Source organism: Pseudomonas sp. MF4836 (assembly GCF_002018875.1).
GTDB lineage: Bacteria > Pseudomonadota > Gammaproteobacteria > Pseudomonadales > Pseudomonadaceae > Aquipseudomonas.
Genome location: NZ_MVOL01000006.1, coordinates 197,535 through 209,137, shown reverse-complemented (window position 1 = coordinate 209,137; position 11,603 = coordinate 197,535). Strand labels below are relative to the sequence as shown.

The window sequence follows — 11,603 nt, the reverse complement described above, 5'->3', positions numbered from 1 at the left end:
GCTCCTGCACTCAACCGCTGAACAGCAGCGCCTGCGGCACATCCACATCCCACAGCACACCTGGGTCCGTTACCGACACCGGAACCAGCGTCCCCTGCGCAAACAGCCGCCTGGCCCCACGATCACCGGACAACCCCAGCAACGCAGCGCCATAGCCTCGGCCAAACCCCACCGGATGCCCATACTCGGCGCCCAGCACGGGGACGCTGATAGCGCCCTCCTCCATCTCCTGCACCACGCGCTCGACAGTCGACGCCAGGATGAACGGCATATCCCCCGGCATCACCAGCCAACCGCCCGCATCGGTACAGGCGCCGACCCCGGCCGCAATGCTATGGCCCATGCCCGGCGAATCCACGCGCAGCACCTGGCACCCATAGGCTTGGCCCAGGCGTGCGACTGCGTGTCGATCTGCCGTCGTCACCAACAGCCGCCGGGACAACCGCGCAGGCAGGTTGACCAGCACGTGTTCAAGCACCGGTCGCACCACCCCATCGCGACCGATACAGGGCGCTAACAGCTTGTCCTGATCAGCCCCCGCCAACTGTCGGTAGCGGCTGCCCTGCCCCGCTGCCAGCACAATCACCGCAGGCTCCTGACTCAAGCCGGCGCCTCGTCCACGACCAGCGCGGGCTTTTTCTGCAGCAAGTCGATGCCATTTTTGATCGCCACAATCTCCGACATCAGGGACAGGGCAATTTCGGCCGGCGTATGACTGCCGATATGCAAGCCGATCGGCCCATGCAATCGCTCGATGGCGTCTGCCGACAGCCCCAGCTGGGCAAGGTTGTCTCGCCGCTTCTGGCTGTTGATCCGCGAGCCCAGCGCGCCGACGTAGAACGCCGGCGAATTCAGCGCCGTGAGCAACGCCATGTCATCCAGGCGCGGGTCGTGGGTCAGCGCGACAATCGCCGTGCGCTCATCGGTCTCGATAGTCAGCACCGCATCATCCGGCATACCACCGACGAATCGACCCTGCTGGTCTTCCCAGCCATGGACGAACTCCTTGCGCGGGTCACAGACCAGGACTTCGAAATCCAGCAAGCGCGCGATCTGCGCCACGTATCGCGACAACTGGCCGGCCCCGATCAGCAGCAAGCGCCAGCGCGGTCCGTAGATTGCCCGCAGGGTCTGGCCATCGCAGCTCAAGACGTCGCTCTTGCTCGCCACCTCCAGTTCGACCGCCCCGGTTTTCAGGTCCAGCACCCGGGCGACGATTTCATGGGCCTCGCAGCGCCGCAGCAGTTCGGCGACCCAGGCCGGATCGCCGACCCGCTCTTCGGCCAGGCGCAAGGTACCACCACACGGCAGGCCGAAACGCGCGGCTTCGTCACGACTGACGCCGTAGGTAATCCACTGCACCGGCGGTCCCTCTGCGGGCAAGCGCCCGTCTTGCAAGCGGGCAATCAAATCATCTTCGATGCACCCGCCGGACACCGAGCCAATCACCACTCCATCTCCGCGCAAGGCCAGCATGGCGCCAGGGGGCCGCGGCGCACTGCCCCAGGTCTGGACCACACTGTAGAGCACCACAGCGTGCCCGGCACGGCGCCAATCCAGCACACTGCGCAAGACATTCAGATCGACGCTGTCCATCAACTGGCGGCCTTTTGCTGCCAGCCCTGCAACTGATAGCGCACCGGCAGGTTGCGAATCCGCTGCCCGGTGGCGGCAAAGATCGCATTGCACAACGCCGGGGCGATCGGCGGCACGCCCGGCTCACCCACTCCACCCAGGGGTACGTTGCCCGACGGAGTGACCAAATGCACCGCCACCTGTTTCGGCGCCAGGGACATCCGCGCCACTTCGTACATATGGAAGTTGTCCTGCTGGACCTTGCCCTCCTTGAAGCTGATCTCACCCAGCACCGCATTGCCCAGCCCCATCACGCAGGCGCCTTCGAACTGCGAGCGAATGCGCTCGGGATTGATCTGCGGGCCGCAGTCCACGGCAATGTCGGCCTTGTGCACGATCAGCGTGCCATCGTCCTTGACCTCCACTTCAATCACCGCCGCCACGTAGGTGACAAAGCTGTAGTGCACCGCCAGCCCCAGGCCTCGACCTTTGGGCAGGCTCCGGCCCCAGCCGGCGGCCTTGGCTGCGACTTCCAGCACGCCACGCAAGCGCGCGGTATCGATGGGATAACGTTCCGGGGATTCGCCGTAGTTCCACTCTTCGCTGAGGGTTCGCGGATCAATCTGACGATCCGGCCCCAGCAGCTTGAGCTGGTACTTGAGTGGGTCCTGCCCCGCCTTGTGCGCCAGTTCGTCGACAAAACTCTGAATCGCGAAGCCGTGGGGAATATTCGACACCGAGCGATACCAGCCGACGCGGGTATGGGCTGCAGCCTCGGGGTTCTCCAGGCGCACGTTGGGGATCGCGTAGGCCATGTTGGTAAAGCCCATGCCCAGCTCGAACGCGCCCTCGTGGTTCATGCCCGGGGCAAACAACGCGGTAATGCTGGGCGCCACGGTGCGGTGCAACCAGCCGGAGGGCATGCCGTCCTTGCCCAGGCTGGCCTTGAGGTACTCCGCCGAGACGGTATGGAAGTAGGAGCAGTGGATGTCGTCCTCCCGGGTCCATTGCACCCGCACCGCCTTGCCGGGCACCGCCTGAGCCAGGATCGCGGCCTCGAGGATGAAATCCGGCTTGGATTTGCGGCCGAAACCGCCCCCGAGCAAGGTCACGTTGACCGTGACCTTGTCGAAGGCAATGCCTAAGCGCTCGGCGATCCGCTCGCGGGTGACCTGCGGCGCCTGGCTCGGAGCCCAGGCCTGGCATTCACCGTTTTCGAAACGAGCCACGGCCACCATCGGTTCCATGGGCGACTGGGCCAAGTGCGGCAGGTAGTAGGCCGCTTCCAGGCTGCTGTCGGCGCTGTTCAGCGCGGCATCGATATCGCCGGTGCTGCGCACGACCTTGCCGGGCTTGCGGGCGGCGTCCTCCAACTCCTTGCGGTAGGCAATCGAGTCATAACCGGCATTGATCCCGTCATCCCACTCGATCTTCAAAGCTTCGCGGCCCTTGATCGCCGCCCAGGTGTTGCTGGCAATGACTGCTACACCGCCCAGGGGCTGGAACTCCGAAGGCAGCGGCCGACTGTCGATCTGCAACACCTTGATCACCCCAGGCACTTTCAGCGCTGCGCTGTCATCGAAAGATTTGACCTTGCCGCCATAGACCCGTGGGCGCGCCACGGTGGCGTACAGCATGCCGTCGAAATGCACGTCGGCGCCGTACAGCGCCCGGCCATTGACGATATCCGCGCCATCAATGGCGCGGGTGGCCTCCTTGCCGATGTAGCGAAACTCCGACGGCTGCTTCAGCCGCAGGCTGTCGCGAGCCGGTACAGCCAAGGCCGCCGCGGCCACGGCCAGGGCTCCGTAACCCAGTTCACGCCCGCTGGGTGGGTGCACCACCTTGTGCAACTGCGCCCGGCATTCACCCAGCGGTACATTCCACTGGGCGGCAGCGGCCTGTTCGAGCATGGCCCGTGCCGCAGCGCCGCAGCGCCGCATGGGCTCGTACCAGTGGCGCATGCTGCGCGAACCGTCGGTGTCCTGGTTGCCAAAGCGCACTTCATCGCCCGGAGCCTGTTGCACCTTGACCAGGGCCCAGTCGGCGTCCAGTTCATCGGCGACCACCATGCTCAGGCTGGTACGTACCCCCTGGCCCATTTCCGAACGGTTGCAGACCACCGTCACGCTGCCGTCGGCGGCGATGCTCACATACACCTTGGGATCGTCGACCCAGCCATGGGGCATGCCATCGGCGCCGAACTTCTTGTCTTCGGCAAAGGCATCCTGCCAACCCCAGCTCGCTGCCAACACCAGGGCACCGGTCGCACCGACGCCCTTGAGAAAACCGCGCCGGCTGAGGTTGCTCAGGGTGAAATCATGGGGTAACCGACTCATGCCCGGCCCTCCTTGAGGTGGGTCGCGGCCTGGCGAATGGCGGTCTTGATCCGGTTATAAGTGCCGCAGCGGCAGATATTGCCCAGCATGGCCTCTTCGATCTGCTCGTCGCTGGGGTTGGGGTTGACCTTGAGCAAGGCGGTGGCGGACATGATCTGCCCGCCCTGGCAATAGCCACATTGCGCGACAGCGGTGTCCAGCCACGCCTGCTGCACGACTTGGCCGACAGGGTCGGCGTGCAGGTTGTCGATGGTGCCGACGTTCTGCCCGAGTACCGAGCCGATCGGCGTGATGCAACTGCGGGCCGGCGAGCCGTCGATATGAATGGTGCAGGCACCGCACAGCCCCATGCCGCAGCCGAATTTGGTGCCGTTGTAACCCGCCACATCGCGGATCGCCCAGAGCAGTGGCATGTCCTCGGTGACATCCAGTTGATGATCTTGACCATTGAGCTTCAGGGTAATCATGGGCACGCCCGCATAGGTTCGGTTATGGGGTCGAGCAATCTGCAGCGGGATGGCGCGGTTCGCGGCGCAAACAGATTGACTCAGGCTAATGGGCTCTCTTGTGAGGACGAATCTTCACCGGGCCTTTTGGGGGGCAAAACAGCTGCATTGTCAGCAGGTCACGTTAAGCCGCCGTTAATAAAAAAGCCTTGCCTGGAGTGACCCAGGCAAGGCTTTGGTTCAAGCATTGAGACTAGCTCAAGCCAGGATACTCAATAGAGGTTGGGCTCCATCTCAAGGTTCACTTTGAAACGCCGGGCAACGTCCTGCTGGATCTTTTGCGCCAACTGCAACAGTTGCAAACCGGTGGCCGCCCCGTAGTTGACCAGTACCAGCGACTGCAGGCGATGCACCCCGGCATCGGCCTCGCGAAAACCCTTCCAGCCTGCTTGCTCGATCAGCCAGCCAGCGGCCAGCTTCACCTGCCCATCGGCTTGTGGATAACCCACCAGCCCCGGGTATTGAAGCTTGATCTCGGCCGCCAGGGCCGCCGGAATCACCGGGTTTTTGAAGAAGCTGCCGGCATTGCCCAATACCGCAGGATCCGGCAGTTTTTCGCTGCGAATGCTGCAAATGGCCCTGCTGACATCGCTGGCGGTCGGCTGATCGATGCCCTGCTCGGTCAGGCGCTGGCGCACCGGGCCATATTCCAGGTGCAGATGGGCCACTCGCTGCAAGGTAAAACGCACGCGCAGAATCAGCCAGCGCCCGGCCTGGCGTTTGAACAGGCTGTCGCGGTAGGCAAAGTCGCACTCGTCGACACTGAACTCGCGCAACTCGCCGGTCTGGCGATCGAGGGCGGTCAGGCCGGCGAACACATCCTTGATCTCCACACCATAGGCACCGATGTTCTGCATCGGCGCGGCGCCGACAGTGCCGGGGATCAGGCTCAGGTTTTCCAGACCGGACAGGCCCTGGTCCAAGGTCCACAACACAAACGGATGCCAGGCTTCACCGGCTTCGGCCTCGACCACGACCCGCTGGCCGTCGTCGCTCAGCAAACGCAGGCCACGGGTCGCCATGCGCAGCACCAGTGCCGGGATATCGGCGGTCAACAACAGGTTGCTGCCACCGCCGATCACCAGCAGCGGCAACTGGTGTTCGGCGCAGTAGGCCAGGGCCTCGCGCACGTCGGCATCGTTATGGGCCTCGGCGAACTGCTGCGCCTGCACATCGACGCCAAAGGTGTTGAACGGCTTGAGGGAAACCCGGGCCTGCACCTGCAAGGTCATAGGCGCCCCTTCAATTCGATCACCAGCCGGTCACAGGCCTGTTCAATCAGGTCCAGCACCTGCTCGAAACCCTGGTCGCCGTCGTAGTACGGGTCCGGCACCTCATCCACCGCGCCTTCGTAGCGGCGCAGGAACAAGTCCAGCTCAGCCTTGGCCCCCGTTGGCTGCAGTGCATTGAGGTTGCGCAGGTTGCTCTGGTCCATGGCAAGGATCAGGTCATAGCGGGCGAAGTCTTCGCGGCGGGCCTGCTGGCCACGTTGCGCCGACAAATCGTAGCCCCGCGCCAGGGCCGCCCGCTGGCTGCGAGCATCTGGAGGCTTGCCGACGTGCCAGTCGCTGGTGCCGGCCGACGCCACTTCGACCTGCTCGGCCAGGCCCGCCTGAAGCAGCTTGTGGCGCAGCACGCCCTCGGCGGTTGGCGAGCGACAGATGTTGCCCAGGCAGACAAACAGAACCCGCATCAGGCCTCCAGCAGGCGACGAACGCGCTCAAGGTCTTCGGCGGTATCCACCCCCGGCGGCGGCGCTTGCAGCGCGTCGGCCACATGGATACGCACGCCGTGCCACAGGGCACGCAATTGTTCCAGGGATTCGGTGTTTTCCAGCCAGCACGGGCCCCAGCTGACAAAGTCATGCAGGAAGCCGGCGCGGTAGGCATAGATGCCGATATGCCGCCGATACGGTACGCCTTCCGGCAACAGCCCGGGGTTCCTGGCGAAGGCATCACGGGCCCAGGGCAAGGTGGAGCGGCTGAAGGTCAGCGCCAGGCCATTGAGGTCGCTGACCACCTTGACCACGTTCGGGTTGAACAGGGTCTCGACGTCTTCGATCGGCTCGGCCAGGGTCGCCATGCGCGCCTCGGTGTGGGCGGCCAGGTTGGCGGCCACCTGATCAATCACCGCAGGCGGGATCAAGGGCTCGTCGCCCTGCACGTTGACCACGATGGCATCTGCCGCCAGGCCCAGCTGGGCAGCCACTTCCGCCAGGCGGTCGGTGCCGGAGTTGTGGTCTTCACGGGTCAGCACGGCTTCGGCGCCAAAGGCCTGGCAGGCCTGGAGGATGCGCGCATCATCGGTCGCCACCACCACGCGCTCGGCGCTGCTTTTGCAGGCCTGTTCCCAGACATGCTGGATCATCGGCTTGCCGGCGATCAGGAGCAGCGGCTTGCCCGGCAAGCGGGTGGAGGCATAACGCGAGGGGATGACAACGGTAAAGGCGGTGGTCATTTATCCAGGCGCTCGTCGTTGCTGAGGGTACGGGCTTCGCTTTCCAGCATCACCGGAATGCCATCGCGGATCGGGAAGGCCAGGCCGGCGCCCTTGCTGATCAGCTCGGTCTTGTCGGCGCTGAGTTTGAGCGGCCCCTTGCAGATCGGGCAGGCGAGGATATCGAGCAATTTGGTGTCCATGAGAATTCCCTGGATAACAGCGTTAAGGCAAAAGACGAGCAGGCAACAGGCGCATCAGTTGGGTATCGAACCAGGCCACGAAGGCCGGCGACGGCACCGCATCCACCGCCAGGTACCACCAGTCGGCCGCCGCAAAAGTGCGGCACTTCACCGCGTCCTTTTCGGTCATGACCACGGGCAGCAACGGCGTGAAACTCAAGGCCTGGGCACTGTATTCGGCGTGGTCGGCAAAAGCATGGGGGACGGGTCGCCAGTGTAGCGTTTCAAGGGTGGTGAAGAAACGTTGCGGGTTGCCGATACCCGCCACCGCATGCACCCCCTGGCCTGGCGCAAAATGCTCGAGCCCACGGCGCTCGCCAGTCAGCAGGTTGACCAGCGCCGTGGGCTCCAGGCGAAAGGCAAAGCCATCCTCGCGATCATCACCGGCGCCGTTATAAAGCACGGCATCGACGCTTTGCAGGCGCTCCACCGGTTCACGCAGGGGGCCGGCCGGCAGGCAGCGGCGATTGCCCAGGCCCCGGGCGGCGTCGATCAGCACCAGCTCCAGGTCACGGGCCATGCGGTAATGCTGCATGCCGTCGTCGGAAAGAATCAGGTCCAGAGGTTCGGCGGCGAGCAGCGCTTGCACGGCACGGCTGCGATCCGGATCGATCATCAACGGCACGCCGCTGCGCTGGACAATCAGCAACGGCTCGTCACCGGCGACCTGCGCGCTTTGCTCGGGCGTGACGCGCCAGGGCAGTTGCGGCGGCTTGGCGCCATACCCCCGGCTGACCACGCCAACCCGCAAACCGCTGCGCTGGCAGTGTTCAATCATCCACAAGATCAGCGGCGTCTTGCCGGTGCCGCCAACGGTGATATTGCCGACCACGATCAACGGCACCGGCGGCTGGTAGACAGCCCCCTCTCCCGCCAGAAAGCGCTCGCGCTTGCGCACCACCACCCGTCGATACAGCCATTCCAGGGGCTGCAGCAGCTTCAACGCGGGATGGCCGTTGTACCAGGCGGCGAGCAAGCGATCAGAAAGTGCCATCAGGGTGCCGGTGCCGCCTCGACGGTGGTCATGCGCAAATGGCTGAAACCGAGCTTGCCGGCGGCGTCCATGGCTGTGATGACCGCCTGGTGCTGGGTCTTGCCATCCGCACTGATGGACAGCGGCATATTGGTGTCACCCCCCGACTCCTTCTGCAAGGCATCGATCAGGCCGGCCAGGTCGTTTTTCGGCAGCAATTGGTTGTTTACCGAAAACACCCCATCGGCACTGATGGCGATATCCAGTTGCTTGATCTGCTGGTCTTCAGCGGGCGAACCGCTGACGGCCTCGGGCAGGTCGACACGCAATTGGGTTTCGCGGGTGAACGTGGTGGTGACGACGAAAAACAGCAACAGGATAAACACCACGTCGATCAATGACGCGAGGTTGATATCGACGGTTTCCCGAGGTTTGCGGCGGAATTTCACGCTTTGCCCTCGACCATGTCGACGTCACGGTCGCCCTGTACCACTTCGACCAGCTTGATCGCTTCCTGCTCCATGCCCACGACCAGTTCATCGACCCGGCGTTGCAGGAAACGGTGGAAGAACACCGCAGGGATACCCACCATCAAACCGGCCGCGGTAGTAATCAGCGCCTTGGAGATACCACCCGCCAGCACCGCGGCGTTGGTGGTCATGCCCGAGCCCATGAACGAGCTGAAGATATCGATCATGCCCAGTACCGTCCCCAGCAACCCAAGCAATGGGGCCATGGCGGCGATGGTGCCGAGGGCGTTGAGGTAGCGCTCCAGTTCATGAATGACCCGGGCCGCGGCCTCTTCGATGCATTCCTTCATGATCTCGCGACCATGCTTGGAGTTGGCCAGGCCCGCCGCGAGGATTTCCCCCAGGGGCGAATCGGCACGCAGCTCCTTGAGCTTGTCTTTATTGAGTTGTTTGTCCTTGATCCAGCGCCATACCTGACCCAGCAAATGGGGCGGAGTGACACGGCTGGCGCGCAGGGTCCACAAACGCTCGGCGATGATGCCGACAGCGGCGATGGAACTCAGAATGATCGGCAACATCATCCAGCCGCCGGATTTGACCAATTCCCACACAGTGACAGCCCCCTCGAAAAAGTGCGCCACTCTAACATAGGGCCCGGGCGCACCGAAGACCGTGATGTCGCATCCTCCGACGCTTTAATAACTCACGGCTATTTAAGGAGATGCTGACGCCTGGCGCCAAAACCTGGGTTGCGCGCGCATCACCTGCGGCGCGCTGAAAGCGCCCAATTGCAGCCTCAGGGCGCCGTGGCGCGCGCTGTCGTACACCTCGCTTCCGAGCCGCCGATAACGCTCCAGCACCTCGGGGTGCGGGTGGCCAAAACTGTTGCCGTGGCCCCGGGAAATCAGTACCGCCTCCGGTGACAACTGCTGCAACAAGGCCATGGATGACGAACTGCGACTGCCATGGTGCGGCGCCTGCAACCAGTCGGTAGCAACTGCCAATGGCCCGGCGAGCAATCGGGCTTCGGCCCAGGTGTCGATATCTCCCGTCAGCAACAGGCGCTCGCCATTGGCCTCGACTTGCAGCACACAGGAACGCTGGTTGCCGGTCGCCCCGTCGAGTGCCTGCCAGAGCCTGAAGTTCACCCCATTCCACTGCCAACCGCGTCCGCTTTCGCAAGGACCGGCCTGCAAGCCGGCGGGCAAGGCACTCGGCTCACCACTGACGACCTCAGCCACGGGCAAGCCGCGCTGAACCGCCAAGGCTCCGCCTGCGTGGTCGGCATCGGCATGACTGAGCAACAACAGATCCAGGCGCCGGATCGCCAGTTGCCCCAGGGCCGGCAGCACCACGCGTTCGCCCAGGTCGAAGTCGCCAAAGCGCGGGCCGGCGTCGTACAACATCGCGTGATCGCGGGTGCGCAGAATAACCGCCAGGCCCTGTCCGACATCCAGTTGCCAGACTTCGACCTGTCCTTCGGGCACGCGGTTGCCCGGCGGATACACCGCCAGCAACAACATCGGCCAACCCAGCAGGCGTATCGGCAGGCCCTTGGGCAATAAAAGCAACAGTGCGCCCAAGGTGCTGATCACCCAGGCCCAGAACGGAATCAGCGGTGCGACCCAGGCCGGCCAGTAGCCGGCCACCAGTGCCAGGGCCCAGAACAAGCCGTCGAGCAATCCACCGGCCAACCACAGCAACCCTTCGCCCACAGGCGGCAGCGGCAGCAGCAAGGTCCCGAGCAGGGCCGGCGGCAACACCACCAGGCTGACCCAGGGCACCGCCAGCAAGTTGGCCAAGGGGCCGCTGAGACTGATAGGCAGCCCCAACGCCAGCAACACGGGGCACAGGCCGATGGCAATCAGCCATTGGGCACGGGTCCAGGCCTGCCACCAGCGCCACGCCCCCAATCGCCCGCCAAAGGTGAAGATCAGCACCGCCACCGCGGCAAAAGACAACCAGAATCCCGGCTGCAGGCTGGCCAGCGGCTCCCACAACAACAGCGCATTCAATGCCAGCAGCAGCGGCCACCAGGCCCCCAGATGGCGAAAGCGCAGGCGCCAGAGCAATACCAGGCCGACCATCACGCAAGCGCGCTGCACCGGCACATCGAATCCCGCCAACAGCCCGTAACCCAGCGCAGCGGCAAAAGCCAGCGCACAGGCCCACGGCAGCCAGGGCACGCGTCGCGGCCACACCCCATAGCGCGCCAGCCCTGCAACCGCGGCATAGATCACCCCGGCCAGGAGGCTGATGTGCTGCCCGGAAATCACCATCAAGTGCACGGTGCCGGTGTCCTGCAGCACCCGCCAGTCCTCCCTCGTCAGACCTGATCCGTCGCCCAGCACCAGGGCCACCAGGCCGCCTTCGCGACCTTGGGCATCGACTTCCAGCAGACGCCGGCGCAGGTCATCACGCCAGGGCGCGCGGGCGGAGCGCAGTAACTGGCCGTCCTTGACCGTGCCGGTGGCACCGATGCGCTGGGCAAACAACCACGCCTCATAGTCAAAGCCTTGCACATTGAGCAGCCCCACCGGACGCTTGAGTTTGACCGCCAGCCGCCAGCGCTGGCCGGCATGAATCGGCGGCCCGCCATACCAGGCAAGGCGCAGACGCTGCGGCAAGCGCCCACGCCTGGAGCGAGCCTCTTCCAACTCAAAACGCACCACGCCGTCCACCTGCTGCGGCAAGCCGCTGACCCGCCCTTCAAGCCAGCGGGTCTGTCCGTCGAGCTCAAACGACAGACGGTCATTCAACGCCCACTGCGCGCTGATGCAGGCCCAACTGAAGCCAAGCAGCCAAAAAGCCAGCGGATAACTGCGAAACGGCAACAGCATCAATGCCAGTAACGGCATCGGCCACAACAGCCAGCCAGGCGGCAACTGCGGCAGAAAACGCAGCGTCAGCAGCCCCGTAGCCAGCGCCAACATCCCTGTGCGCATAAGCCAGTCCTTGAGAATCCCCTCTCCTGGCTTAGCTCACGGGCGGCCGCCACCGCTATATCATTTGTCACAAAGTCTGAATGGGCGCCTCGTAGAATCCGGGCATACTTGCCCCTC

The 11,603-nt window shown here is 64.3% G+C and carries 12 protein-coding genes; all 12 read right to left on the bottom strand.

Annotation, left to right across the window (positions count from 1 at the left end; genetic code table 11):
* Positions 1 to 10 precede the first annotated feature (10 nt).
* Positions 11 to 604, bottom strand: coding sequence for a nucleotidyltransferase family protein (locus MF4836_RS16065; RefSeq protein ID WP_078471082.1), 594 nt, complete (start codon positions 602 to 604; stop codon positions 11 to 13).
* Positions 601 to 1,596: an XdhC family protein gene (locus MF4836_RS16060; protein ID WP_078471081.1), complete on the bottom strand. Its 996-nt coding sequence runs from the start codon at positions 1,594 to 1,596 to the stop codon at positions 601 to 603. The genes MF4836_RS16065 and MF4836_RS16060 overlap by 4 nt, the downstream gene beginning before the upstream one ends.
* On the bottom strand, positions 1,596 to 3,914 hold the full coding sequence (locus MF4836_RS16055) for a xanthine dehydrogenase family protein molybdopterin-binding subunit (RefSeq protein WP_078471080.1): 2,319 nt from the start codon (positions 3,912 to 3,914) through the stop codon (positions 1,596 to 1,598). Before MF4836_RS16055 ends, MF4836_RS16060 begins: the two co-directional genes overlap by 1 nt.
* The gene (locus MF4836_RS16050) at positions 3,911 to 4,381 is read right to left on the bottom strand and encodes a (2Fe-2S)-binding protein (RefSeq protein WP_078471079.1); all 471 of its coding nucleotides are present in this window, start codon (positions 4,379 to 4,381) and stop codon (positions 3,911 to 3,913) included. Before MF4836_RS16050 ends, MF4836_RS16055 begins: the two co-directional genes overlap by 4 nt.
* A gap of 251 nt (positions 4,382 to 4,632) precedes the next feature.
* Positions 4,633 to 5,652, bottom strand: coding sequence for a UDP-N-acetylmuramate dehydrogenase (murB, locus tag MF4836_RS16045; protein WP_078471078.1), 1,020 nt, complete (start codon positions 5,650 to 5,652; stop codon positions 4,633 to 4,635).
* Positions 5,649 to 6,113: a low molecular weight protein-tyrosine-phosphatase gene (locus tag MF4836_RS16040; protein ID WP_078471077.1), complete on the bottom strand. Its 465-nt coding sequence runs from the start codon at positions 6,111 to 6,113 to the stop codon at positions 5,649 to 5,651. The genes murB and MF4836_RS16040 overlap by 4 nt, the downstream gene beginning before the upstream one ends.
* Positions 6,113 to 6,877, bottom strand: a complete 765-nt coding sequence (gene kdsB / locus MF4836_RS16035; RefSeq protein WP_078471076.1) for a 3-deoxy-manno-octulosonate cytidylyltransferase — start codon at positions 6,875 to 6,877, stop codon at positions 6,113 to 6,115. The genes MF4836_RS16040 and kdsB overlap by 1 nt, the downstream gene beginning before the upstream one ends.
* A complete protein-coding gene (locus MF4836_RS16030) occupies positions 6,874 to 7,059 on the bottom strand; it encodes a Trm112 family protein (protein ID WP_020300256.1) in 186 nt (61 codons plus the stop codon). The genes kdsB and MF4836_RS16030 overlap by 4 nt, the downstream gene beginning before the upstream one ends.
* A 22-nt stretch (positions 7,060 to 7,081) precedes the next feature.
* The gene (gene lpxK, locus MF4836_RS16025) at positions 7,082 to 8,092 is read right to left on the bottom strand and encodes a tetraacyldisaccharide 4'-kinase (RefSeq protein WP_078471075.1); all 1,011 of its coding nucleotides are present in this window, start codon (positions 8,090 to 8,092) and stop codon (positions 7,082 to 7,084) included.
* Complete coding sequence (locus MF4836_RS16020; RefSeq protein ID WP_078471074.1) at positions 8,092 to 8,520, bottom strand: ExbD/TolR family protein; 429 nt, start codon at positions 8,518 to 8,520, stop codon at positions 8,092 to 8,094. The genes lpxK and MF4836_RS16020 overlap by 1 nt, the downstream gene beginning before the upstream one ends.
* Entirely contained in the window at positions 8,517 to 9,152 is a 636-nt protein-coding gene (locus MF4836_RS16015; protein ID WP_020300253.1) for a MotA/TolQ/ExbB proton channel family protein, read from the bottom strand. The genes MF4836_RS16020 and MF4836_RS16015 overlap by 4 nt, the downstream gene beginning before the upstream one ends.
* Positions 9,153 to 9,254: 102 nt before the next feature.
* Positions 9,255 to 11,486: a DNA internalization-related competence protein ComEC/Rec2 gene (locus MF4836_RS16010; RefSeq protein ID WP_078471072.1), complete on the bottom strand. Its 2,232-nt coding sequence runs from the start codon at positions 11,484 to 11,486 to the stop codon at positions 9,255 to 9,257.
* Positions 11,487 to 11,603: the final 117 nt, after the last annotated feature.